The 24,515-nt window shown below is 60.5% G+C and carries 29 protein-coding genes; 2 read left to right on the top strand and 27 right to left on the bottom strand.

Features of this window, described 5'->3' with window-relative positions:
• Positions 1-64: 64 nt before the first annotated feature.
• From CHY22_RS09075 to CHY22_RS09060, 4 genes are all read right to left on the bottom strand, one after another.
• On the bottom strand, positions 65-859 hold the full coding sequence (locus CHY22_RS09075; protein WP_089573571.1) for an HAD family hydrolase: 795 nt from the start codon (positions 857-859) through the stop codon (positions 65-67).
• 206 nt (positions 860-1,065) lie between these two features.
• A complete protein-coding gene (locus CHY22_RS09070; RefSeq protein WP_089573570.1) occupies positions 1,066-2,886 on the bottom strand; it encodes an adenine deaminase C-terminal domain-containing protein in 1,821 nt (606 codons plus the stop codon).
• 298 nt (positions 2,887-3,184) lie between these two features.
• A complete protein-coding gene (tyrS, locus tag CHY22_RS09065; RefSeq protein WP_089573569.1) occupies positions 3,185-4,396 on the bottom strand; it encodes a tyrosine--tRNA ligase in 1,212 nt (403 codons plus the stop codon).
• A 97-nt stretch (positions 4,397-4,493) separates the two neighbouring features.
• Entirely contained in the window at positions 4,494-6,470 is a 1,977-nt protein-coding gene (locus tag CHY22_RS09060) for a peptidase U32 family protein (RefSeq protein WP_158551152.1), read from the bottom strand.
• Positions 6,471-6,632: 162 nt separating this feature from the next.
• On the opposite strand from CHY22_RS09060, the gene CHY22_RS09055 reads away from it, so the two are divergent.
• The gene (locus tag CHY22_RS09055; RefSeq protein WP_089573567.1) at positions 6,633-8,843 is read left to right on the top strand and encodes a PBP1A family penicillin-binding protein; all 2,211 of its coding nucleotides are present in this window, start codon (positions 6,633-6,635) and stop codon (positions 8,841-8,843) included.
• Between the two features lie 187 nt (positions 8,844-9,030).
• Here the strand turns inward: CHY22_RS09055 and CHY22_RS09050 are convergent, their stop codons facing one another.
• The 23 genes from CHY22_RS09050 to yqeB all read right to left on the bottom strand — a co-directional run bounded on the left by CHY22_RS09050 (position 9,031) and on the right by yqeB (position 23,671).
• Positions 9,031-9,468, bottom strand: a complete 438-nt coding sequence (locus CHY22_RS09050) for an ArgR family transcriptional regulator (RefSeq protein ID WP_006235280.1) — start codon at positions 9,466-9,468, stop codon at positions 9,031-9,033.
• A gap of 132 nt (positions 9,469-9,600) precedes the next feature.
• The gene (locus tag CHY22_RS09045) at positions 9,601-10,641 is read right to left on the bottom strand and encodes a glycosyltransferase (protein WP_143759229.1); all 1,041 of its coding nucleotides are present in this window, start codon (positions 10,639-10,641) and stop codon (positions 9,601-9,603) included.
• Positions 10,642-10,802: 161 nt separating this feature from the next.
• On the bottom strand, positions 10,803-11,627 hold the full coding sequence (gene truA, locus CHY22_RS09040) for a tRNA pseudouridine(38-40) synthase TruA (RefSeq protein ID WP_089573565.1): 825 nt from the start codon (positions 11,625-11,627) through the stop codon (positions 10,803-10,805).
• A 92-nt stretch (positions 11,628-11,719) separates the two neighbouring features.
• Positions 11,720-12,202, bottom strand: coding sequence for a 50S ribosomal protein L17 (rplQ, locus tag CHY22_RS09035; RefSeq protein ID WP_089573564.1), 483 nt, complete (start codon positions 12,200-12,202; stop codon positions 11,720-11,722).
• 30 nt (positions 12,203-12,232) lie between these two features.
• Entirely contained in the window at positions 12,233-13,174 is a 942-nt protein-coding gene (locus CHY22_RS09030; RefSeq protein WP_006235276.1) for a DNA-directed RNA polymerase subunit alpha, read from the bottom strand.
• Positions 13,175-13,206: 32 nt separating this feature from the next.
• The gene (gene rpsD, locus CHY22_RS09025) at positions 13,207-13,803 is read right to left on the bottom strand and encodes a 30S ribosomal protein S4 (protein ID WP_006235275.1); all 597 of its coding nucleotides are present in this window, start codon (positions 13,801-13,803) and stop codon (positions 13,207-13,209) included.
• A gap of 19 nt (positions 13,804-13,822) precedes the next feature.
• The gene (rpsK, locus tag CHY22_RS09020) at positions 13,823-14,227 is read right to left on the bottom strand and encodes a 30S ribosomal protein S11 (RefSeq protein ID WP_006235274.1); all 405 of its coding nucleotides are present in this window, start codon (positions 14,225-14,227) and stop codon (positions 13,823-13,825) included.
• A gap of 14 nt (positions 14,228-14,241) precedes the next feature.
• Positions 14,242-14,616 carry a 30S ribosomal protein S13 gene (gene rpsM, locus CHY22_RS09015; protein WP_022094275.1) on the bottom strand — a complete coding sequence of 125 codons (375 nt, stop codon included), beginning with the start codon at positions 14,614-14,616 and terminating at the stop codon, positions 14,242-14,244.
• Between the two features lie 14 nt (positions 14,617-14,630).
• The gene (gene rpmJ, locus CHY22_RS09010) at positions 14,631-14,744 is read right to left on the bottom strand and encodes a 50S ribosomal protein L36 (RefSeq protein ID WP_006363204.1); all 114 of its coding nucleotides are present in this window, start codon (positions 14,742-14,744) and stop codon (positions 14,631-14,633) included.
• A 150-nt stretch (positions 14,745-14,894) separates the two neighbouring features.
• Positions 14,895-15,113 (bottom strand): translation initiation factor IF-1, encoded by a 219-nt coding sequence (gene infA, locus CHY22_RS09005; protein WP_035137443.1) that lies wholly within the window; start codon positions 15,111-15,113, stop codon positions 14,895-14,897.
• Between the two features lie 143 nt (positions 15,114-15,256).
• Entirely contained in the window at positions 15,257-16,045 is a 789-nt protein-coding gene (gene map / locus CHY22_RS09000; protein ID WP_089573563.1) for a type I methionyl aminopeptidase, read from the bottom strand.
• The gene (locus tag CHY22_RS08995) at positions 16,042-16,668 is read right to left on the bottom strand and encodes an adenylate kinase (RefSeq protein ID WP_089573562.1); all 627 of its coding nucleotides are present in this window, start codon (positions 16,666-16,668) and stop codon (positions 16,042-16,044) included. Before CHY22_RS08995 ends, map begins: the two co-directional genes overlap by 4 nt.
• Positions 16,669-16,686: 18 nt before the next feature.
• Positions 16,687-17,973 (bottom strand): preprotein translocase subunit SecY, encoded by a 1,287-nt coding sequence (gene secY / locus CHY22_RS08990; protein ID WP_089573561.1) that lies wholly within the window; start codon positions 17,971-17,973, stop codon positions 16,687-16,689.
• Positions 17,967-18,416 carry a 50S ribosomal protein L15 gene (gene rplO, locus CHY22_RS08985; RefSeq protein ID WP_006235267.1) on the bottom strand — a complete coding sequence of 150 codons (450 nt, stop codon included), beginning with the start codon at positions 18,414-18,416 and terminating at the stop codon, positions 17,967-17,969. Before rplO ends, secY begins: the two co-directional genes overlap by 7 nt.
• Positions 18,417-18,419: 3 nt before the next feature.
• A complete protein-coding gene (rpmD, locus tag CHY22_RS08980; RefSeq protein WP_006235266.1) occupies positions 18,420-18,602 on the bottom strand; it encodes a 50S ribosomal protein L30 in 183 nt (60 codons plus the stop codon).
• 2 nt (positions 18,603-18,604) lie between these two features.
• Positions 18,605-19,129 carry a 30S ribosomal protein S5 gene (gene rpsE, locus CHY22_RS08975; protein WP_055252236.1) on the bottom strand — a complete coding sequence of 175 codons (525 nt, stop codon included), beginning with the start codon at positions 19,127-19,129 and terminating at the stop codon, positions 18,605-18,607.
• A 14-nt stretch (positions 19,130-19,143) separates the two neighbouring features.
• Complete coding sequence (gene rplR, locus CHY22_RS08970) at positions 19,144-19,512, bottom strand: 50S ribosomal protein L18 (protein ID WP_055252235.1); 369 nt, start codon at positions 19,510-19,512, stop codon at positions 19,144-19,146.
• A gap of 75 nt (positions 19,513-19,587) precedes the next feature.
• Entirely contained in the window at positions 19,588-20,124 is a 537-nt protein-coding gene (gene rplF, locus CHY22_RS08965) for a 50S ribosomal protein L6 (protein ID WP_006235263.1), read from the bottom strand.
• 33 nt (positions 20,125-20,157) lie between these two features.
• A complete protein-coding gene (rpsH, locus tag CHY22_RS08960) occupies positions 20,158-20,556 on the bottom strand; it encodes a 30S ribosomal protein S8 (RefSeq protein WP_006235262.1) in 399 nt (132 codons plus the stop codon).
• 119 nt (positions 20,557-20,675) lie between these two features.
• On the bottom strand, positions 20,676-20,861 hold the full coding sequence (locus CHY22_RS08955; RefSeq protein ID WP_022094280.1) for a type Z 30S ribosomal protein S14: 186 nt from the start codon (positions 20,859-20,861) through the stop codon (positions 20,676-20,678).
• A gap of 79 nt (positions 20,862-20,940) precedes the next feature.
• On the bottom strand, positions 20,941-21,498 hold the full coding sequence (gene rplE / locus CHY22_RS08950; protein WP_006235260.1) for a 50S ribosomal protein L5: 558 nt from the start codon (positions 21,496-21,498) through the stop codon (positions 20,941-20,943).
• A gap of 325 nt (positions 21,499-21,823) precedes the next feature.
• Positions 21,824-22,867 (bottom strand): XdhC/CoxI family protein, encoded by a 1,044-nt coding sequence (locus tag CHY22_RS08945; RefSeq protein WP_089573560.1) that lies wholly within the window; start codon positions 22,865-22,867, stop codon positions 21,824-21,826.
• Between the two features lie 9 nt (positions 22,868-22,876).
• Positions 22,877-23,671 carry a selenium-dependent molybdenum cofactor biosynthesis protein YqeB gene (gene yqeB / locus CHY22_RS08940; RefSeq protein ID WP_089573559.1) on the bottom strand — a complete coding sequence of 265 codons (795 nt, stop codon included), beginning with the start codon at positions 23,669-23,671 and terminating at the stop codon, positions 22,877-22,879.
• Positions 23,672-23,773: 102 nt separating this feature from the next.
• Between yqeB and yqeC the strand changes: the two genes are divergently transcribed.
• On the top strand, positions 23,774-24,511 hold the full coding sequence (gene yqeC, locus CHY22_RS08935; protein WP_089573558.1) for a selenium cofactor biosynthesis protein YqeC: 738 nt from the start codon (positions 23,774-23,776) through the stop codon (positions 24,509-24,511).
• Positions 24,512-24,515: the final 4 nt, after the last annotated feature.

Raw genomic sequence — 24,515 nt, 5'->3', positions numbered from 1 at the left:
CAGGCCCGATTTTGCCTCTTGACAATGTCCTGCTCATATTAAAAGGAACGTCCTAACTGCTGGATTAAGCAAGGCTCTCCAGAACACGGCGGAGTTCTTGCTGGACGGCGTGGTCGCGGTTACGACCCACCACGCGATCGGCCACCGCCTTAAGCGCGGGGCGCGCGTTTTCCATCGCGCAACCCGTGCCGACAAAGCGAATGATCTCGTAGTCGTTCATAGAGTCGCCAAACGCCATAACCTCATCGCGCCCAATGCCGTAATGCTCCGCGAGCTGTGCGATGCCCGAAGCCTTCGACACACCGGGTTGCATGGCATCGATCCACGCGTTGCCTGAAGGCGCAAAGGTAAAGAGCTGACCGAGTTCGCGCTGTAGCACGTACGCACTGTCCATAACGGCACCGTCGTCGCAAAAGATACTCGCTTTGATGATATTTACGCTGGGATCGGGCAGCTCCCAAATGCGCTCGGCATTGGGAAGGTCCTTATCGACCTCGCGCACGAACTTGCACTCGTCATCGAGCAAAAAGGACTTGGTTCGGTCAAAGAGTGCAAGATGCAGATTGGGAAACGTCCTGACGGCCTGGGCGAGCTTTCGAATCGCCAGGTGCGAATACACCTCGCGGTCTACCAATTTGCCGTCGGCGTAGACCTGGGCACCGTTAGCTGCGACAAAGTCCATCTTGTCGCGAACGGGCGCAAAGAACTCGCACAGGCGATCGTAGCGGCGGCCTGACGATGCAGCAAAATGTACACCATGCTCGCGTAGCGCCAGGATCAATTCGTAGGTCTCAGGCGGCACCTGGCCATTTTCGTCAAGCAGTGTGCCGTCCATATCGGATGCAATCAGTTTAAACATAGAAAAGCTCCCTTCGGGCTTGATGGAATCGGACGTGTATCCGATTCCAACGTACCCAAAGGGAGCCCAAATAAGACCCCGCAGTCATAAACGTTACAAGGACCTAGCAAATAGCTCACGCGCGCCAGAGGTCCCACGGTCGTGGCGTCAGGCGACACGCCAAAGAGTGTCCCCGACGGCTAGTCGTTTAAGAACGTCCCCAATGACTAGTCGGCGTAGGTGAAGGTAGTGACGTCGAACATGCCCTCGGGGCGAATGCGGAGCGTCGGGATCACCGGCAGGGGCAGGAAGATGATGCCCATAATGGGGTCGAGTGGCGGCTCAATACCCATCGCGCGCGCCTTGACCATAAAGTCGTCATGCTGTGCGGCCACGTCCTCGGCAGCGCCTTCGCTCATCAGGCCGCCGAGCGCCAGCGGAATGCGCGCCACGACCTCGCCGTTGCGCACCAGCACGTGACCGCCCTGGTCCACAGCCTCGACGGCAGCCATCATATCGGCGGCGTTATCGCCCACCACGCACACGTTGTGCGAGTCGTGGCCGATCGTCGAGGCGATGGCACCGCCCGTGATGGTAAAGCCGCGCACCCAGCCGCGACCGATATGCTTGCCGACCAAGCCCAGACCAGCGGGGCCGTCGCCATCGACGCCCTCGGCCTGCAACGACACGCCACGGCCATGGCGCTCAATCAGCATAATGCGGCGCAAGTCCTCGTCAGTCTCGGGACGAACCATGCCCGTGATGGCCTTGCCCGGCACCACGTCAATCACGGCCTCGCCCGGCTTAAAGGCATAGTCGAATACGTCGAGCGAAAGCTTCGGCAGCTTAACGGAGGCGCGCAGCTCATCGGCAAGGGCCGCAACCTCGGCCATCTCGGGTGCGATCTCGCCCACAAAGGTGCCGTCCTGCGCCACCAGAGCACCGGCGGCATATACGCGATGCGGAGCCGTGGCAAACGTCAGGTCATTGAGCACCAGCAGGTCGGCACGCTTGCCCGGGGCAATCGCACCACGCAGCTCGTGCGGGTCGCGGCAGCCGTGTTCCAAGCCAAATGCCTCAGCCGTGGAAAGAGACGCCATGGAGATGGCGACCACCGGGTCGATGCCGGCCTCGATAGCCACGCGGCAGGCGTTGTCGATCATACCGGTCGAAAGCGCGTCGGAGGGAGCACGGTCGTCGGTCGCAAAGCAGCAACGGCGGGCACGGGCGGGGTTTTCCAGCAGCATCGGAGACAAGTTGGCCAGGTCATGGCTGCACGTGCCTTCGCGCAGCATCACATACATGCCGCGGGATAGCTTGTCGAGTGCCTCCTCGGGAATCGTCGACTCATGGTCAGCGATAATGCCCGCCGCGGCATAGGCATTGAGGTCCTTGCCGGCAACAAGTGGCGCATGGCCGTCGACCTGCTTGGACGGCGTCTGGTTGGCAGCGTCGATGCGAGCGCAGGTCTCAGGATCGGCCATAAAGACACCCGGCAGGTTCATCATTTCGCCCAGACCAAAGACATCGCCCGGATACTCGGCAAAAAACGCCTGCATGTCAGCGGCGGTAATCACAGCGCCCGCTTGCTCATCGGGCAGCGCGGGCACGCACGAGGGCATCATGTACTTGATGGAAATGGGCGCGCGACGGCCGTCCTCGACCATAAAGCGCAGGCCGTCCAGGCCGGAAACGTTGGCGATCTCGTGGCTGTCGGCGATGGCAGTGGTGGTGCCGCGCGTCGCCGCCATGCGCGCATACTCGGCGGGACGGATGTTCGAGGACTCGATATGCAGATGTCCGTCGATAAAGCCGGGGGCGATATAGCGACCCTGGCAGTCAATGACCTCAGCCGCCTCGTAGGTGCCGGCGGCATCGTCGCGACCGTCGTAGAGCACGCCGACGATTACGCCGTCCTTGACGGCAACGCTACCGGGCGCCACGCGCTGGCCATATACGTCGACAATCTGCGCATTGGTAAACAGCGTGTCGACGGGCACGCGGCCCTCGGCAGCATCGATCACAGACCTCATGACCTCAACGGACATACATACTCCTTTAACTGTAGAAATAACTGCGGAGCGGACGAGCCTTCACCGCAGCAAGCCAATAGCAATTGTATGCCCAAAAGGAGGGCCAGGAATACACCCCCTGCAAATGACGAGAGTGGACAATCTCCCACTTTGAGCCCGCAGACAGGCAAAAAACGGGAGATTATCCACTCTCAATCTGCGGACACTCATTTAAGTACGTCCCCAATGAGTGCAAGGGATCGTCGTAACCAAAAAGGCCGCAGTCGGGATTCCCGGCTGCGGCCTTATTGCACTTGTGAGGTCAACTCGCTCGTTAGACTAACTTAAAGCCCTTGCGCTTGCCCACGGAGAGGGTGTCGCCCAGCTTGAGGGCGCTCGGATCGATGTTGTAGCTCTTGGAAGCCACAGCCTTGCCGTTGATCTTGACGCCGCCGCCGTCGATGTCGCGGCGGGCCTGACCGGCGCTGGCCGAAAGGCCCAGGTCCTTGAGCAGGCCAGCGAGGTAAATCTGGCCCTCGTCGTTGACGGTCAGCTCAACGTGCTTCTCGGGGAAGTCGGCAAGCTGGCCCTCCTTGAACACACGGTCGAACTCGGCCTGAGCCTCGTCGCCGGCGCCAGCACCGTGGTAGGTGTCGCACAGGTCGCGGCCTAGAGCGCGCTTGAGCTCGTAGGGGTCGGCGGAGCCATCGGCCAGGGCGGCATCGATCTTGTCGACCTCGGCCGGGGTGAGCGAGCTGGCCAGACGATAGTACTTGCCGATCATCTCGTCGGGAATGGACATGGTCTTGCCGAACATATCCTTGGGAGCATCGGTCAGGCCGATGTAGTTGCCGTAGGACTTGGACATCTTGCGCACGCCATCGGTGCCCTCGAGCAGCGGCATGGTAAGCGCGATCTGCGGCTCCATGCCCATCTTCTCCATGAGCTCGCGACCGGCGAGCAGGTTGAAGAGCTGGTCGGTGCCGCCCATCTCCACGTCGGCCTTGATCTGAACGGAGTCGAAGGCCTGCATCACGGGGTACAGGAACTCGTGCAGGGCGATCGGCGTCTGAGACTGGTAGCGCTTGGTAAAGTCGTCGCGCTCAAGGATGCGGGCGACGGTGAACTTGGAGCACACCTGCAGCAGACCGGCCAGATCCATCGAAAGGATCCAGTCGCCGTTGTGCACAATGGTGGTCTTCTCGGGATCCAGGATCTTCATGGCCTGGCTCACGTAGGTCTCGGCGTTGGCCTCGATCTGCTCCTGCGAAAGCTGCGGACGCGTGGAGTTCTTGCCCGAGGGATCGCCGATTAGCGCGGTGCCGTTGCCGATGATAAGGGTGACGTTGTGGCCCAGGTCCTGGAACTGACGCATCTTGCGCAGGGGCACGGCATGGCCCAGGTGCAGGTCGGGGCTGGTGGGATCGACGCCGAGCTTGATGTTGAGGGGCTCGCCCTTCTCAAGCTTCTTGCGAAGGTCGGCCTCGGGGACGATCTGCGCTGCACCCGAGGTGATGATACGCATTTGCTCGTCAACAGACAGCATTGGGTATCCTCCTTTTGCTATAGCACCCTCACCGGATACGGCGGTGCTGGAAGTTCATAAACCCACTAATAATAACCAAAACAGCGCGACGCGGCACCTACGACAGGAAAATCCTCGTCCTGCCGCACGCGTCGATAACGACCGGCAAACGCGTGCCGTCACGTTCGACCAAAAAGCGCGCCTGCTGACGGCGCGAGCAGTCACGGCAACGGACCTGCCCCGTTGCATCCGTGGCGCAGGCGCCCTCGGCAGTCAGCAAGCAGTGCTCGCACGCCATGAGCTCGGAACGGTCGGCATCGACAGGCCCCAAGACACCGGGACAAGCGGCAAGCTCGGCAACACGCTCCGCATCATTGCCGAGCAACTCGGCCGACAAGTACACCCGCCCCGCCCCGAGTCCGCGCAGCCAGGTAAGCGTGACCCGATTCGCGCAGAACACCGGCGCCGCCACGTCAAACGTCATGCCCAGCTCGCGGGCCATCGCCACTTGTCCCAGATTGCGGCAGACGACGCGCCCGGCACGCTGCATAAGCGCCCGAGTCCGCTCGGCGTCGCCCGCGCGGCACACTTCGTCGAGCACCACCGTTGTATCGGACAGATCTCGCTCATCGCGCGGACCCACATCCATCAGCTCCCAGGCAAAGACCATACGAGCAAAATCCTCGCGCTTTACCGGCCCCGCCGACCCCGCCAACTCCGTCGACGCGCCGCCATCCACCGCAGCGTCCTCAAAGGGCAGCACCTCAACGGCACGCGCAACGGGCGCAATCGCATCCGCCTCGGCCCGCATGCGCTCCAACACCGCCGTCGTCTGATCCAACACGCCGGCGCTGCGAATCAGATAGACCTCGCAGCCCGCGTCCACCTTACGCTTGCAATGCACGACGACGCGCTTCCCCGCTGCGGCATCCACCGGGCAGGGCACCTGCGGCCAGCGCTTGGGCACATCGGGACGCGCGTCGACACCCGGATAGAACCGAATCTCGAGCGTGTCACCCGCCGCCACGGCGGCATCGAGCTCAACGGTCACCTCTTCGTGGCCCACAGCGACCAAGCGCCCCACGCGCACGCCCTGGTTAATTGCACGCTCAAAGCTCATCAGCTCGGCACCCGAACGCCCTCGCAGGTACGCATCGGTAAACCCACGGTTAAACGACCTTCCCAGCTCGCGCTCAAGCTCTTCCACGGCACCGGGGTCCCACGCGCCGTCGCGCAGCATATCGAGCGCCCGGCGCCAAACCCGCACCACGTTGAATACGTAATCGGGGTTCTTCATGCGCCCCTCGATCTTGAGCGACGCCACGCCGGCATCTACAAGCTCAGGCAGATGCGCAATACCCAGATAGTCATGCGGACACAGCAGACGATCCCCCTCGACGGCGACAACGCTCTGTCCCGCCTCGTCCACTAGGTCGTACGCCAGACGGCACGGCTGTGTGCAGTCGCCGCGCATCGCCGATCGTCCACGCCGCAGGGCCGAGAACTCGCACGCCCCCGAATAGCCGATGCAAATCGCACCGTGGCAGAATACCTCGATGGGCACGCCCGTGGCACAGAGCGCCGCAATCTCGTCGACCGTCAGCTCGCGCGCCGTCGTCACGCGCTCGACCCCCAACTCATCGGCGGCAAGCCGCACGGCGCCTTCGCTATGAACGCCCGCCTGCGTAGACAGGTGAATCTCGACCCCGGGAATCGCCGCGCTCAGCGCGCAGGCCAACCCGGCATCGGCCACAATCAGAGCATCGGCGCCCAGCTCCAGTGCATGAGCTCCCAACGCCACCGCGTCGGACAACTCATCGTCAAACACGAACACGTTGAGCGTCACGTACACACGCACGCCATGGGCATGCGCCACGGCGCAGCCGCGCGCAAACTCGTCATCCGTAAAGCCGTGGGCGCTCACACGGGCGTTAAAGCCGCCCAACCCCGCATAGATGGCATCGGTACCCGCGGCGATAGCCGCAAGCATCTGGTCGAGTCCGCCCGCCGGCGCCAGCAGCTCGGGCAGCGCCGCACTGACGACATCCAATCCAGTCTCGCATTGTCCGCTCGGCCCCATCGCCCGAATCGCCATCGACAAACTCCTTACCAAGGTATGCATTCACTCTGAAAAATGCCGTCTTCCAGCATACACGAGGCCTCGCGCGCCCCGTTTGGTTTATCGTGTAATAACTTATGTCCATCCTGCCCCGACGGCACATCCACCGTCCGGCACGACATACCTGGAGGTCAATATATGGGTCCTCGCCAACGACAGGGACACAGCCGTTCAAAGACGCACGCCCTGCCCATAATCCTGCTCTCGTTTTTGGGCTTTCTGCTGATTGCGGGCGTGGCGTTTGGCATCGGCATGGTCGGCAACGTCAACCGCTGGCTGTCCGATCTGCCCGACTACACCGACGCCAACGCGTATCTGGTGAGCGAGCCCACCGAGATCGTCGACTGTAACGGCAACAAGATCGCGAGCTTCTACACGCAAAACCGCAAGTCCATCACCAAGGACGAGGTCTCCCCCTACGTGCTGCAGGGCACCGTTGACGTCGAGGACGAGCGCTTCTACGAGCACGGCGGTATCGACCTGTGGGGTATCGCGCGTGCTGCGGTGGCAACCCTCGGCGGCGGGCACGAAGGCGCCTCGACGATCACCCAGCAGCTTGTGCGCAACACCATCCTGCAGGAGGAGCAATTCGACTCGACCATTGAGCGTAAGGTGCGCGAGGCCTACATCGCCATCAAGATGGAGGACATGTACTCCAAAGACGAGATCCTCATGATGTACCTCAACACCATCTATTACGGCCACGGCGCCTACGGCATCGAGGCCGCAGCCGAGACCTATCTGTCCAAGAGCGCCGCCGACCTCACCCTGAGCGAGGCCGCGCTGCTCATCGGCCTTCCCAACTCGCCCTCGCAGTACGACCCCACGGTCAATCCTGATCTGGCACTGTCCCGTCGCAACAAGGTCCTTGACAACATGTTGCGCCTGGGCCACATCACCCAGGAGGAGCACGATGCCGCACAGGCCGAACCCATCACCCTCAATGTGACCGAAATCTCGGGCAGCGGCGTCGACGTATACTCGCAGCCCTACTTTGTCTCCTACGTCAAGCAGCTGCTGGAGCAGGAGTTCTCGACCGACGTGCTCTTTAAGGGCGGCCTGACCGTCAAGACCACCATCGACCCCACGATGCAGCAGGTGGCAGAGAATGCCGTCCGCGAGCAGCTCGACACGCTCTCGCTTGACGGCCTGGACATGGGCATGGTCGTCGTCGACCCCAAGACCGGCTACATCAAGTGCATGGTGGGCGGCTACGACTACAACGCCGACGAGAACCACGTAAACCATGCCACGGCCAAGCGTCCCGTCGGCTCCACCTTTAAGGCCTTTACGCTGGCAACTGCCATCCAAAACGGCATGAACCCCAACGTCACCCTCAACTGCAACTCGCCGCTCAAGGCCAAGGGCACCACGACCGAGGTCCAAAACTACGCCAACCATAGCTATGGCAACATCACGCTTAAGCAGGCGACGGCATACTCCTCCAACACCGGCTACATCCAGGTGGCGGAAGCCGTCGGCAACAGCAAGATCATCTCGCTCGTCAAAAAGCTCGGCATCGATCCCGCCAAGGACAACATCGAGGACGTTCCCGTCATGACGCTCGGCACCGGCTCGATCTCGCCGCTCGAGATGGCCGCCGCCTACGCGACGTTTGCCAACGGCGGCTACTATCGCCAGCCGATCGCCATCACCGAGATTGACTCTCGTACCGGCTCGGTGCTGTACCAGCACACTGACAATCCCTCACAGGTGCTTACCGAGGGCGAGGCCGCCGCGGTCACCGATGTTCTGTCCGGCGTCATGAAGGGCGGCGGTACGGGCGCTGCCGGTGCCCTAAGCGTCAACCAGCCCTATGCCGGCAAGACGGGCACCACCGACAACACCACCAACCTGTGGTTCTGCGGCTATACCCCGCAGCTGGCGTGCGCCCTGTGGACCGGCTATTCCGCGGGCGAGATCCCCATCCAAAAATACGGCACGGACCTGCTGGGCGACAGCACCAACCTGCCTGTCTTTAAGCGGTTTATGAACACCGTTCTGACCGGTACCGAGCGCGAGGAGTTTGTGACCGGAACGGCTCCCACCTATAAGAACAACAGCGTCTGGAAGTTCTACGGCACCAACAACGCCAAGAAGACGGAGAACGACGACAAGGACAAGGACGAGGACGAAGAGGAAACCGCCACAACAACTACCACGACGACCACGACCACCGAGACCACGGGCGGCGACACCACCGGCGGCACCGGTACGACCGGCGGCTCGACGGGCGGCTCCACTGGTGGTTCGACCGGCGGCGATGGCGGCACGCCTACGCCTACGCCTACGCCTACGCCTACGCCCACTCCCGACCCCTCCCCCACGCCTGACGATACGGTCGGCTAGGAATCATCCGGTCATAAGCAACAAGGCCCCCGATCAGCTTATTAAACTGCTCGGGGGCCTTTTAGTTTAAAGCGACCTGGTGGGCGGTCTTTATACCGGCAAACAAAAAGGGGGTACCGACCAACGTCGATACCCCTTACAAGCCACGATGTCAGCGCGCACAGTGCCGAGCACACGGCCCGCACGCCTACTTGCGAGAATTGCTCAGCTTATTGATCAGCGCCTCGAGACGCTCGCCGTCCTCGGCCGTCTGGGCAATAACCAAAATCGTATCGTTGCCGGCAAGCGAGCCAAGCACATCGGGCAACTCTGCCGCATCAACGGCGGCGGCGATGCCGGAAGCCGTGCCAGGCTGAGCCTTGATCATGACCAGATTATCGGTACGCAGAACGCCCGTTACGAGCTCGGAAACCATACGCTGCAGGTGCAGGTCCTCTGCCAGAACATAGATGCCCTCAGGGAGCTTACGCAGCCCCATATCGGCAATATCGCGAGAGACAGTCGCCTGCGTGCAATCAAAACCCATAGCACGGAGCTCATCGACCAGCACGCGCTGCGTGCGGACATCCTTATTGCGCACAATATCTCTAATGGCATCCTGGCGCCCATTGCGTTTTTTAGCCATACAAACCCTCTCTCCAAAAGATGGCGGAGACAATCAATCAGTAATTGAATAGTTTAACGCTATTTGAAGGCTTTTGTGTATAAGAACGCATTTCGAAACAATTCTATGCAAGTTTGTTTCGTAATGAGCCGTTTAGGCGGTTTTTGCGCCCGTCCGGTTAAGAAAAGCTGCCAGATGCGTACACATCACGCAGCGCGCGGGCTTGGCGCTGGCGATCGGCCCAAACAACAGACCGAGTCCCCGATGGTTATCCTTGAGCGCGGCGACCATCTGACGGGTTCGAGGCGCTTCGAGCATATCACGCATGCGGGCGGAACGCTCGATTGACGACACTCCATGCGGGCTCAGACACAAATTCTCGATGCAGGCGACCAGTCCGGCAAAGTAGAACTTTTGGCTTGCCAGCTTGAGCCGACCACCGCTATCTGCTTCCGAGAGTGAGTCCGCAAGCTCGTCGAGCGCCCGGGTGTCATCGGATACCTTGGCATACATGGTGGGATCAAAGGCATCTGTAAGCTTAGGCGCCACCGCGTGGAAACAAGCGTCGCCGCATCCGGAGACGCGCTGCGCCTGCGAGAGCGCGCATGCCATAAACCCAACTGTGCGAAACGCCTTGTCGCACAAAAGGCATGCCTCAAACAGCGGACGGCTATACATCACGCCAGAGACTTGAGCAACCAAGCCGCCTAAAATCAACTGAGGCAGCCCGGCCACCATTGAAGATTTGCTATCAATGGAAATATGAGTAGCATCCAAGACGCGCGAATGGCGCTCTCGATGTGCATCATAGCGGTCGAGCGACACCGTGGGAAACACTATGTCTGCCGCAGTATCGCACGCGATATCGACCATCTTGGAAAGGGATTGCGGAGCAAACCACTCATCGGCGTTCATGGCGATGATTTGAGAGCCGCGCGAGGCAGCAAAACCGGCACGAAGACACGCGCCGCGCGTCGCGTCCTCGACGTCAATCAAATCAATATGGATGTCCCTGTCAGCAGCAACTTGAAGCGAATGGCGCACACCGGGCGCAGCATCGCGACAGACAACGACAATCTGCAAATCGTAGAGGTCTTGGTTCTGGATACTCTCGAGCGCACGCATCGCATAGCTGGGCGAACCTTCTACCACAAGGATCACCGAAAGTCGCGGATGCGAGCCACGTCGAACCAAATTATCCGTCCTCTCGACAGCAATGAATAAAACCGTGGTTCATGGTACACCCCGGCAATAAAAGCAATGAGACACCGGTTGTATTGCACGCCAAGAACAGATGTTGCACACGCGCAGCCCACAGATGGCAGGTGTCGACGCACGACGCGTCGAGCCCTCCCCTAGTCGAGCACGACAAGCTCGGCGGGATCGTAATCCACGCCCATAAACGTAAGGCCGCAGGCAGGAGCCGTGGGGCCCGCAGCGGTACGGTCGCAAGCATCGATGACCTCGCGCATCCACTCGGGTTCACGGCGATGCATGCCAATCTCGACAAGCGTGCCCACGATCGTACGGACCATCGAATGCAGAAACGCATTGCCCTCGATGGTGAACGTCAGGATGTCCTCGCCAAACGCAACCTCATGGCCAAATTCGGCACGCATCACGCAGCGATGCGTGGGCTTGCCAACGGCCGAAGCAACCTTGCAAAAGCTTTTAAAGTCCTGCTCGCCCAGCAGAGCGGGGCAGGCAGCAGACATAGCCTCAACATCCAAGGGATAGCGATGCCACCACACGGCACCGCGGGACAGCACGGGGCGCGCATCTCGATCGGCAATACGGTACGTATACGTACGGGAACGCGCGTCAAAACGCGCAGAAAAGCCTTTACGGGCCTTGTAGACCTCGTTTATGGCGATATCTTTGGGCAGCAGGGCATCCATAGCCCGCAGCCACCTACGGCGCGTACAAGCAAGCTCAGCGTCCGTTACGGGCACGCTGATGTACTGAGCCACGGCATGCACGCCGGCATCGGTACGCCCCGCACACGTCAGATCGATCGGGCGGCGAAGCAGCGTCTCGATGGCTCGACGTAGCTCACCCGCAACCGTCGTCTGTCCCGGCTGCTCGGCAAATCCGCTATACGACGAGCCATCATAGGCCACGCGAAATACGAGCGTGGCGTCAAGCTCGGAAATCGAATTGAAATCAGACGGCGCAGTCATGGGCGCTCCCAACAAACAAGCAACGGTATCGCGACAAAAAAAGAGGGGTACGCGAACGTACCCCTCGAATATAGCCTATGCAGACGGAATGTCTACTCAGCGGTCTCCTCAGCAGGAGCCTCCTCGGCAGCGGTCTCCTCGACAGCCTCGACCTTCTTGGGAGCAGCGGCCTTCTTGGGGGCCGGAGCAGCCTTCTTGGCCTTAGGCGTGCAAGGCTCGGTGACGAGCTCCATGATAACGATGGGAGCGTTGTCGCCCTTACGGTTACCGAGCTTCATGATGCGGGTGTAACCGCCGTTGCGGTCCTGCCACATGCCCTGAGCAGCCTTGTCGAAGATCTCGGCAACGAGCTGCTTATCGCCGAGCTTGGCGATAGCCAGACGACGAGAGTGCAGGTCGCCCTTCTTGGCCCAAGTGATGATCGGATCGACGACCGAACGCAGCGCCTTAGCGCGGGTCTCGGTGGTCTTGATGCGGTCGTTCTCGAAGAGGGCCTTAGCAAGGCTCTTCTTCATGGCCTTGGTGTGGCTCGCATCGGTGCCGAGCTTAAGGCCCTTCTTAACGTTGTGACGCATGGTCTAGTTTCTCCTCAAATATGCGAAGCATTAAGCCTTCAGGCTCAGGCCCATGGACTCAAGCTTGTCCTTCACTTCCTCGATCGACTTAACACCGAAATTACGGATGTTGAGCAGATCGTTCTCCGAGAACTCAACGAGCTGACGGACCGAGTGAATGCTGGCGCGCTTAAGGCAGTTGTAGGAACGGACGGAAAGGTCCAGATCCTCGATCTGCTTGTCCAGCTCGGCGTTGTCGTTGGTGACCTCGGGAGCGAAGATCGAAGCCTCCTCCTCGACCTCGGGGGTCTCGGCAAGGTTCATAAAGGCGGCCATATGCTGGTTGATGATATTGGCAGCCTGGACCACGGCGTCGCGCGGGGCGATGGAGCCGTTGGTCTCGATCTCGAGGACAAGGCGGTCGTAGTCGGTATGCTGACCGACACGGCAAGCCTCAACGAGCTTGGCGCAACGGGAAACCGGCGAGTACAGCGAGTCGACATGGATCACACCGATGGGATCGTTGTCGCGCTTGTTGGCCTCGCCAGAAACATAGCCGCGGCCATAGCCGATGCGCATGCTCATGGTGAGATGGCCACCCTCGGTGAGCGTAGCGATGTGCTGCTCGGGGTTGACCAGCTCAAACTCGGACGGAATAAAGAAGTCCGCACCGGTGACCTCGCAGGGGCCGTCAACCGAGATGGTGGCGGTCGCCTCGTCGGTCGTGCCGAGAGCCCTGAAGACAAGACCCTTGACATTCAGGACGATGTCGGTGACATCCTCGACCATGTTAGGGATGGTCATGAACTCGTGCTGCGCACCATCGATCTGAATAGCCTCGACGGCGGCACCCTCGAGCGAGGACAGAAGAACGCGACGAAGGGAGTTACCCAGCGTATCGCCGTAGCCACGCTCGAGCGGCTCGACGGAGACACGAGCAGACGTCTCGTTGATCTCTTCGACCTGAACCTGAGGCCTAATGAATTCTGACATGTATTACCTCCAGCCTCAGCAGCCCGGATGGACTACTTAGAGTAGAGCTCGACGATGAGCTGCTCGTTGATATCACCGCTGATCTGCTCACGCGTCGGCAGAGCGAGCACGTTACCAGACAGCTTCTCGATATCGACCTCGAGCCAGCCAGGGACCTCAAAGCGCTCGGAGGAAATCAGAGCCTCCTTGATGGGGAGGAGGTCACGGAACTTCTCGCCGACAGCGACGACGTCGCCGGCCTTGACGCGGTAGGACGGGATGTCCACGCGCTTGCCGTTCACGGTGAAGTGACCGTGACGGACGGACTGACGAGCCTCTTTGCGGGTGCGGGCGAAGCCAAGACGGAAGACGACGTTGTCGAGGCGAGACTCAAGGATGATCATGAGGTTCTCACCGGTGACGCCGTTCATCTTACGGGCCTTGTTGAAGTAGCCGTGGAACTGCTTCTCCAGAACGCCATAGATGAACTTGACCTTCTGCTTCTCGCGCAGCTGCATGCCGTACTCAGATTCCTTGCGACGGCGCTTGGGCTGACGGATAGATTCCTTCTTGCTGCTGTAACCGAGCTCAGCGGGATCGATCCCGAGCTGACGGCAGCGCTTAAGAACAGGAGTCCTGTCGATTGCCATATTGATACGATCCTTTCAGTTACACGCGGCGACGCTTCTTGGGGCGGCAGCCGTTGTGCGGAATGGGGGTCTTGTCCTGGATGCTCGAGACCTCGAGGCCAGCAGCCTGGAGGGAGCGAATGGCGGTCTCACGACCGGAGCCGGGGCCCTTGACGAAGACGGAAACCTTCTTCATACCGTGCTCCATGGCCTGCTTGGCAGCAGCCTCGGCAGCCATCTGGGCAGCGAACGGCGTGGACTTACGGGAGCCCTTGAAGCCCACCTGGCCAGCCGACTTCCAGGAAATGACGTTGCCCTGGGGATCGGTGATCGAAACGATCGTGTTGTTGAACGTAGAACGAATGTGAGCCTGGCCCACGGAAATGTTCTTACGGTCCGCGCGCTTCAGACGGGCAGCGCGAACGTTCTTCTTAGCAGTAGCCATCTATCTAGCGCTCCTTATTTCTTCTTCTTAGCACCGATCTGACGCTTCGGGCCCTTGCGGGTACGAGCGTTAGTGTGGGTGCGCTGGCCGCGGACCGGGAGGCCCTTGCGGTGACGAAGGCCGCGGTTGCAGCCGATGTCCATAAGGCGCTTGACGTTCTGGTTGCGCTCACGGCGGAGGTCGCCCTCAACCATGATCTGGTTCTTATCGATATAATCACGGATGGCGTTAACCTCATCCTCGGTGAGGTCCTTAACGCGCGTATCCACGTTAACGTTGCACTCGACGCAGATCTTCGTCGCAGTGGTGCGGCCGATGCCGTAAATGTAGGTCAGACCGATCTCAACGCGCTTCTCACGCGGGAGGTCGACACCATTAATACGGGCCAACGTAGTCTCCTCTCTTAACCCTGACGCTGCTTATGACGGGGGTTCTCGCAAATGACGAGGACCTTGCCATGGCGCCTAATGATTTTGCACTTATCGCACATCTTCTTGACCGAAGGACGTACCTTCATCGTTCTTCCTTTCGGTAGCGCTCAAACTACTTCCCTACTATCTACTCGCCCAGCCGCAGGCGTTTAAAACTATGGCTGGTCTTCACACACAATCCGACCGTAGGTTGAGCTAAGCCTGCAGTCGGAAATGGAGTGCGCGTATGCGTGCCGCTATTTGTAGCGATAGGTGATGCGGCCGCGGGTCAGGTCGTACGGGGAAAGCTCCACGACAACCCTGTCACCGGGGAGAATACGGATGTAATTCATTCGGATCTTGCCAGAAATGTTGCACAGAACCGAATGACCGTTCTCGAGCTCGACCTTAAACATGGCATTGGGCAGCGGTTCCTTTACCGTACCCTCGAGCTCAATTGCGTCTTCCTTCTTCACAAGCAATCATCTTTCTCTAGAAAACGACAGCGATTGAGTATTCTACAATACGCATGCACGTATCGTAGTATCTTCGTAATGGCTCCACAACTAAGCGGAACTTGTTACATTTGAAATGTTAAGGCGTGCATTTGACGCAAGCCCTACATTTCACCGCCCTGCAAGGAACACCAAGCACCCTGGGCATCCGTGGTGAGAATCACCGGACCGTCATTGGTAATGGCGACGGTGTTCTCGTAGTGCGCGGCGGGCAGGTGGTCGTTGGTCGTAACAATCCAACCGTCGGAGCCCGTGCTCACATGGTTGGAACCCATCGTAACCATCGGCTCGATGGCAATGACCATGCCGGCCTGGAGGCGAACGCCCCTCCCCTTCTTTCCATAGTTAGGAACGTTGGGGTCCTCGTGCATCACGCGGCCAATGCCATGGCCCACATAGTCACGAAGCACGCCGTAACCGTGAGACTCGGCGAGGGACTGAACGGCATAACCGACGTCCCCGATATGGTTACCGGGGACAGCCTGCTCGATGGCAGCCTTAAGGCAATCGCGCGTAACCTCGCACAGGGCCTTGGCCTCGGGCGTGGGGGTGCCGACGAAAAACGTCCAAGCGTTATCGCCGACCCAACCGTCGACAACGGCTCCCGTATCGATGGAAATGATATCGCCATCGCGCAGGATCATGTCGGGGTTGGGAATACCGTGGACCACGGCATCGTTGATCGATGCGCAAATGGTTCCCGGGAACCCGCCGTAACCCTTAAAGGCCGGGATGCCGCCATGCATGCGGATAATCTGCTCCGCGAGCTGATCGAGCTCAAAGGTCGAAACGCCGGGGCGCACCATGGCTCCAACGTGGCGGAGCGCCATCTTAGATAGCGCTCCTGCCTTCTTCATCTGCTCGATTTGCGTTGCAGACTTAATCTTGATCATAGACCGAGAGCCTCTTTGACATCCCCGTACACGGTCTCGCGAGCCTGGTCACCGTTGACCGACTTGAGCAGACCCTGGCCACGATAGTAGTCGACGAGCGGGCTCGTGGACTTCTCGTAGACGTCGAGACGGTTCTTGATGGTCTCGGGCTTGTCGTCGTCGCGCTGATACATCTCGCCTGCGCACTTGGGGCAGGTAGCATCGGCAGCCGTGCCGGTGTAACCGCAGGCGCGGCAGGTGCGACGCGAAGACAGACGATCGATGATGACCTCGGGGGCCACGTCGACCAGAAGGGCGCAGTCGATCTCGCGACCCATGGCGGAGAGCTCGGAATCGAGCGTCACAGCCTGGGCGGTGTTGCGCGGGAAGCCGTCGAGGATGAAGCCCTGCTGGGCGTCATCGGCGGCAAGGCGCTCCTTGACAAGGTCGATCACGAGCTGGTCGGGGACGAGCTCGCCAGCGTCCATGTACTTCTTAGCCTGAATACCAAGCTCGGTGCCACCCTTGACGGCAGCACGCAGCAGGTCGCCCGTGGAAATGTGAGCGACGCCAAACTCGTCGACGAGCTCCTGTGCGACGGTGCCCTTACCGGCACCCGGAGCTCCGAGCAATACGAGGTTCATGAGCAATCCTCCTCTAGCCTATTTAAAGAATCCATCGTAATCATACATCTTGATCTGGCCTTCGAGCTTATCGACCGTGTCGAGCACGACGCCGACCATGATGAGGATGGACGTGCCGCCAAATGCCTGGATCAGATGGTTACCAGTGAAGGAGAAGATGATCGAAGGCACGATGGCGATGAGCGCCAAAAAGACAGCGCTGGGAAGCGTGATCTTGTTGAGCGCGTTCTTGATGTAGGCCGCGGTAGCCCTACCCGGACGCACGCCCGGAATAAAGCCGCCCTGCTTCTTAAGGTTGTCGGCCGTGTCATCGGGGTTGAACACCATGGAGGTGTAGAAGTACGCGAAGAACACGATGAGGACAACGTTAAGCACCCAGTTGAGCCAACCGGTCGAAAGCGCAGAGGCAACTGCCTGAATCCAGCCGATGCCGGGGAAGAACACGGCAATCTGAGCCGGGAAGTACAGCAGCGCCGAAGCGAAGATGATCGGCACGACGCCCGCAGTGTTGACCTTGATGGGCAGGTAGGTGGTCTGTCCACCCATCATGCGACGGCCCACGACGCGCTTGGCGTAGGAGACCGGAATGCGGCGCTGGCCGCGCTCAAGGAAAACGATCAGCGGGATAACCAGCAGGATGATGGCGCAGATGATCACCATGGTGATGATGCCACCGGCATTGCCCTCGGTGCTGGAGAAGATAGCCTGCGGCAGACCGGCCATGATGTTCGCAAAGATGATCAGCGACATGCCATTGCCGATACCGCGCTGGGTGATGAGCTCACCAATCCACATGATCAGCATGGCGCCCGCGGTGAGCGTGCCGACGACCATGAGGTCGAAGATGATCTCGGGAGCGCCGGCGCCATTAAAGCTGATGCCGAAGCTCTTAAAGAGGAAGAGGTAACCCACGGAGTTGAGGATTGCCAGAGCCAGGGTGAGGTAACGCGAATACTGCGTAATCTTGGTCTGACCGACCTCGCCCTCGCGGGCAAGCTCATGCAGGGAAGGCACAACGGCCTGGAGCATCTGGAGGATGATCGAGCTGGTGATGTAAGGCATGATGCCCAGCGAAAACACCGACACATAGCTCAACGCGCCGCCAGAGAAAAGATTCAGGAGGGCCATAGCACCTGCGGCGACCGAATTGTTATCGGTCGAGAAAAGGCCCAGCATCCCCTGGAAGGGAATGCCGGGCACAGGAACGTGCGCACCAATGCGGTACACGACGAGCATAGCTATGGTAAAAAGAATCTTTTCGCGCAATTCTTTGATGCGGAAAGCATTCTTAAGACCATTTAGCACGGCAGCTCGACCTTTCCGCCAGCGGCCTCGATCTTGGCCTGCGCAGAAGCGCTGACCTTGTCGACCTTGACCGTGAACTTCTTGGTGAGCTCACCATTGCCGAGCACCTTGACGGGCTCGAACTCGCTCTTGGTGATGCGAGCGGCCTTAAGAGCGGCACCGTCGATCACAGCGCCGTCCTCGAACTTACGCTCGAGACGCTCAACGTTAACAGCGGTGTACTCGATACGACGGGGGTTGCGGAAGCCCGGAAGCTTGGGCAGGCGCATAGCCAGCGGAGTCTGGCCACCCTCGAAGCCGGCACCCTTGGTGCCACCAGAGCGGGAACCCTGGCCCTTCTGACCGCGGCCAGAAGTGGTGCCGTGACCCGAAGAATTGCCACGGCCGACGCGCTTGCGGTTCTTAGTGGAACCGGGCGCGGGAGTAAGATCGTGAAGCTGCATTTGCTACTCCTCTACAATCTCGACAAGGTGCTTGACCTTGAAGATCATGCCGCGGACGGACTCGTTGTCAGCAATCTCGCGAACCTCGCGGATCCTGTGGAGACCGAGGGCACGGACAGTACGGACCTGGTCCTGCTTGCAACCGTTGGTGCTGCGGACCTGCTTGATCTTGATGGTGTCAGCCATGCTTAGTTCTCCTTACCGACGAACATCTCGGAGACCGTCAGGCCACGGCGAGCCGCGACGTCCTCAGGGCTGGAGAGCTCCTTGAGGCCCTCGACGGCAGCCTTGATGATGTTGAGGCCGTTGTCGGTACCGAGGGACTTGGACAGGACGTTCTTGATGCCAGCAAGCTCGAAGAGGGGACGCACAGCGCCGCCGGCGATAACGCCGGTACCCTCGACAGCGGGCTTGATGATGATGCGGCCGGCACCAAAGTGGCCGAGAACCTCGTGCGGGATGGTGCCCTGCTCGGTCACCGGCACGTGGAACATGTTCTTCTTGGCATCGAGAGACGCCTTGGAGATGGCCAGGGGCACCTCAGCGGACTTGCCCATGCCAACGCCGACGTTGCCCTTGCCGTCGCCAACGACGACGAGAGCGACGAGGCTCATGCGACGACCACCCTTGACGGTCTTCGACACGCGATTGATGTAAACGACGCGCTCCTCGAACTCGGAGGCCTCGCGCTGCTGCTTCTGATTACGAGCCATGTGCTACATACCTCCTAGAACTCGAGACCGGCGGCACGAGCACCGTCGGCGAGGGCCTTGACGCGGCCATGGTAGATACGGCCACCACGATCGAAAGCGACCTTGGTGATGCCGGCCTCGATGGCACGCTTGCCAACGAGCTGACCGACCTTCTCCGCAGCCTCCTTGTTCGAGGTGTGGGTGCCCTTGAACTCGGCCTCGAGGGTCGAGGCAGAGACGAGCGTCAGGCTGGAGCCCTTGCTGTCGTCGATGATCTGGGCATAGATGTTGGCGTTGGTACGGGTCACGCGAAGACGCGGACGCTCGGCGGTACCCGAGACCTTGCCGCGAACACGACGCTGACGACGCTTGAGGCCTTCCAGCTTCGCCTTATGCTTGTTCATACGTAAACTCCTAAAAAGGTTGATCTTGCCAGCACCTAACGGGGTGCTGGTCTTATGCGAGTAAGTCGGTTACGACTACTTGGCGGCCTTACCCAGCTTGCGGCGGATGTGCTCGCCAACGTAGTGGATACCCTTGCCCTTGTAAGGCTCGGGAGGACGATGGCCGCGAATCTCAGCGGCGATCTGACCGACCTGCTGCTTGTTGATACCCTTGACGTTCACGTGGGTGTTGTCGGGAACCTCGAAGGTGATGCCCTCGGGAGCCTCGACGATCACGGGGTGCGAGAAGCCCAGGGAGAACTCGAGGTTCTTGCCCTTCTGCTGCACGCGGTAACCGACGCCGGCGAGCTCGAGCTTCTTCTCGAAGCCCTCGGAAACGCCAACAACCATGTTGTGGATGAGGGCGCGGGTGAGGCCGTGACGGGCACGGGTCTCACGCTCGTCGTCGGGACGGGAAACGGTGAGGACGTTGTCCTCGACGTTGATAGCGAGCTTCTCAAAGACATCGAGCTCGAGCTGGCCCTTGGGGCCCTTGACGACAACGTTGTTGCCGTTGACTGCCACTTCGACTCCGGCGGGAATCTGGACAGGCTTATTACCGATACGAGACACGGTGATCTCCTTTCCTTCTACCTACCGAGCGAATTACCAGACGTAAGCGATGATCTCGCCGCCGACGTTGTGCTTGCGAGCATCGCGGTCGGTCATGACGCCATGGCTGGTGGAAATGATGGCGGTACCAAGGCCACCGCGGACGCGGGGCATGTCGGCAACGCCGGTGTACTTACGCAGGCCCGGCTTGGAAATGCGGCGGATGCCGTTGATGACCTTAGCCTTCTTGGGACCATACTTAAGCGTGATGTGCAGAGTCTTCTGGGGAACGGTGTCCTCGACATCGTAGCCCTCGATGTAGCCCTCCTCGTGCAGAACACGAGCGATCTCGACGAGCTTCTTGCTGCTCGGCATGGAGACCGTGGCCTTGTTCACAGAGTTAGCGTTACGGATGCGCGTAAGCATATCTGCGATCGGGTCTGTAAGGTTCATACAGATTCTCCTTCGTTCTTGATGAACACGTGCTCTTGGTTCTTCGCCGCCCTTAACGGCAAAGCCTTTTTAGCGCGTTTTCCCTGTTCCAAACTGATGCTTGAAACGCTGGTAGTGACTTACCAGCTGGCCTTCTTAACGCCGGGAAGCTCGCCCTTGAGTGCAAGCTCGCGGAAGCAGACACGGCACAGGCCGAACTTGCGGTACACAGAGTGCGGACGGCCGCAGCGCTGGCAGCGCGTGTACTCACGAGTAGAGAACTTCTGCTTGCGATTGCACTTGACGATCATCGATGTCTTAGCCACTTATATCCTCCTCACATAGAGTATTGTTCGCCCCAAGCGCCGCCCCCTTCTGGGAACGGCGCTCATAGGGCAGGTGAACCTATTTCTTGAACGGGAAACCGAAGGCGTCCAGAAGGGCCTTGGCCTCCTCATCGGTGTTGGCGGTGGTCACGAAAGTGATGTCCATACCACGCTGGTGATCGACGGAGTCGAAGTCGATCTCGGGGAAGATGAGCTGCTCGGTGACGCCCATGGAGAAGTTACCACGACCGTCGAAGCTCTTGGCGGAGATGCCGCGGAAGTCGCGGATACGGGGGATCGCGACGGAGGTCAGACGATCGAAGAACTCCCACATACGATCGCCACGCAGGGTAACCTTGCAGCCGATCGGCATACCAGCGCGCAGGCGGAAGGTAGCGATGGACTTGCGGGCACGGGTGATCATCGGCTGCTGACCGGTAATGGCGCGCAGGTCGCGCACGGCACCGTCGATGGCCTTGGAATCGGTAGCGGCCTCGCCGACACCCATGTTCACGACGATCTTCTCAAACTTGGGGATCATCATGACGTTCTCGTACTGGAACTTGTCCTGAAGCTGCTGCTTGACCTCGTTGTTGTACTTGGTCTTCAGACGCGGCACATACTTCTCTTCTGCCATTGTTCACTCCTTCTTGGGGTTTTAAGCACGGGGCGTGGCCACGATGGGTTGTCCTCGTGCCTCCTGGCTGCATCCGCGCCGCTCATGGCATTTCGCGGTTTGGACTCGACGCAGCAGGAGCCGACAAAACAATCGGTACTATACGCGCATCGGGAGCGTATTTCCAGAAAAACCTCGTCTGCCTGCACAACTCCACAACTCCCCCGCACATATTGATCCCTAGGGGACGGAGGAAAATGGCAGTTGCGGTGAAATAGGGACCGTTTGACGGCTTAACAGGCTTTAATAGTCCGTATTTCACCGCAACTCATATATGGGGATGCGATTAGCGCTTGCGGGGGACGAGCTTGGTGCGGCGCAGGTGAATCATCTCGGCAGCGATGGAGATGGCGATTTCCTCGGGGTCCTCGGCCTCGATGGCGACACCGATCGGCAGGTGCAGCTCGTCGATTTGCTCCTGCGTAAAGCCCTCCTGCTCCAGGCGGGCGCACACAAAGGCCGTCTTGCGGCGCGAGCCCAAGCAGCCCAGATAGGCGGGTTTGGCGCGCATGGCCTGAATCACCACGTCGATATCGGACTTGTGACCCGCCGTGGCGACGACCACCAGGTCGCGCGGGCCGATGGGACACAGCTCGCTCAGGTTCTTATAATCGACCAGACGACGGTCGTAGACGCCGGGCACCCATTCGGGGGTCAACGTGCCGGGGCGGTCGTCGCAAGCCACGACGGCAAAGCCCGCCGCCGTGAGCACCCGCGCCGTCGCAGCGCCCACGTGGCCGCAGCCAAAGATATAGGTCAGGCCCTCGGGGCAGAGCGTCTCGATGTGCGCCGGGGGAATCTCGGAGGCGGCGTTGGTGTAGGTGACCTTACTCCCCTCCTCCACCAGCGAAAGCTCGGGGCAGCCGGCAATGGTATGGCGCGATGTCTCGCCATGGTACTCAACCACATCGCCCTCGAGCGCGCTCGCGATAAACGGCTCAAAGTCGATGACGAAGTCGCCGATGCGCCGATAGGCCAAGACGTCGGCAACCGACTGGAACAACGGTGCCTGAGTCGCATCCAAATGCAGGTAGCACAGGCAGATGGCTCCGCCGCAGATCATGCCGGTATCGGAGTTCTCGCCGCCCATGGTGTAGCGGACCAGACGCGACTGTCCCGCGCTCAGGAGCTCGCGCGCCTCATCCAGCGCAAAGAGCTCAATCTTGCCGCCGCCGATAGTGCCCGCCTGGCTGCCATCGGCAAAGACGGCCATCCAGGCGCCCACACCGCGCGGGGACGACCCCGCCGTACCGGCCACGACCACCAGCTCGCACGTCTCGCCAGCACGCAGGGCGGCAAGCGCCGCATTCACAACATCGAGCTTTTCCATTGCCGCCTTCTATCCTCTAAAGACATCGGTGAGCATAGCGAGTGCCTCGAGCACGCCGCCGCCGACCGACGTCGCTTTGTCCGAAATGTAGTTGATATAGCTGGCATCGCCGCGCGGGTCGACATCGGCGCATTTAAAGCCCTCAGTCACCTGCACGCCGTTCGCCAAAAGCCCGCGCAGACAGCCATCGATCTGCGTGCACATGGGCGTATCGCCCGCGTAGCCAATCACGTCTCCGGCGCTCACGATGTCGCCGATTGCGCGGTCGGACCGAAACACGCCGGCGGCGGGGCTGTGGATAACACGTTCCTTGCCATAGCCGGCGATAATGCCCGGCACGCCCGTGTTGGGCTGGGGCGAACCTTGGGTAATGACACGGCCGAGAAAATGCCCGCGCATGGTCTCGACCACGGCGTCGCAGTCAACCGGCGCGGTAAAGCCCGGCCCCACAGCGATGACGGCAGGCGCCATGTCGCGCGTGGTGCCCAAGTTGCGCTTAGCCAAAATCGCGTCGACCACAGCCGCGGGTTTCAGCTCGCCGAGCATCTTGGCCTGAGGGTCCACCACAACGGCGACGTCTCCAGCCTCGGTAATCTCAAGCGCCTCAGCCGGCGTCCGTGCCAAGCGAGCGCGAATGCCTTCGACCTCGACCTCGCCCAGGCGAATGGCCTCGCAAAAACAGATTGTGCGGCGGATGCACGTGGGAACCGCGATATCGGCCATAACGACCGAAACGCCGGCGCGCACCAAGCGAGCGGCGACGCCCGTGGCGATATCGCCGGCGCCGCGAACATAAACGAGCATTCCCGGGGTACCTCCCTGTGCTACGGTTTGAGCAGAGCAAAAGCGGTTCGGCCGCTACTCTGATGATTATTTATTATCACAGTATTATACGGCGGTGAACAGATGGAAACGGTTAGCGGCAATCTTGCCTCCGCGCTCAGGATCGAGCCGGGCATTACCGCGATTATCGGCAGTGGCGGCAAGTCGACGCTGCTGAAGACGCTGGGTCTCGAGCTCATGCGCGCTGGCGGCCGCGTGCTCCTCTGTACCACCACGCACATGTTTCCCGTCGCCGGCGTGCCATGGGACGGGTCGAGCCGTCGCCTGGACGCCGCGCCTTGGAAGCCGGGCGCCGCGCATGTCCCCGGTTGCACCTGCGAGGCCTGCACGGGCCTTGTGCACGGAAGCATCTGCCAGGCAGGCGTCTTGGACCCGGAGACAGGCAAGCTCTCCGCCCCCGCTGAGCCGATCGACCAGCTGGCGCAGCGCTTTGACTATGTGTTGGCCGAGGCAGATGGCAGCAAGCGACTCCCGCTCAAGGCGCATGCCGCCTGGGAGCCGGTAATTCCCGCCGCCACGGCAAACGTTGTCTGGGTCGTCGGCGCCTCGGGGCTGGGCAAGCCCGTCGCCGAGGTTGTCCACCGCCCCGAGCTCTTCTGCGAGCGCTGCGGCTGCGAGCCCACCGACGCTGCCACCCCAGAGCGCGTCGCCCAGGTGCTCAATGCCGAGCTGCAGATGCTGAACCTCAACAATGCCCACATCATGCTCAACCAAGTCGACACGCTTGCCGATCCAACGATGGCAGATCGCTTCGAGGCAGCCCTCGGCCGCCCCCTCATCGCCACCAGCCTCCAGGGGTAGCTAA

The organism is Collinsella sp. TF06-26, assembly GCF_002232035.1.
GTDB lineage: Bacteria > Actinomycetota > Coriobacteriia > Coriobacteriales > Coriobacteriaceae > Collinsella.
Note: the sequence above shows the minus strand (reverse complement) of the source record. Positions and strands in the feature narration are given on the sequence as shown.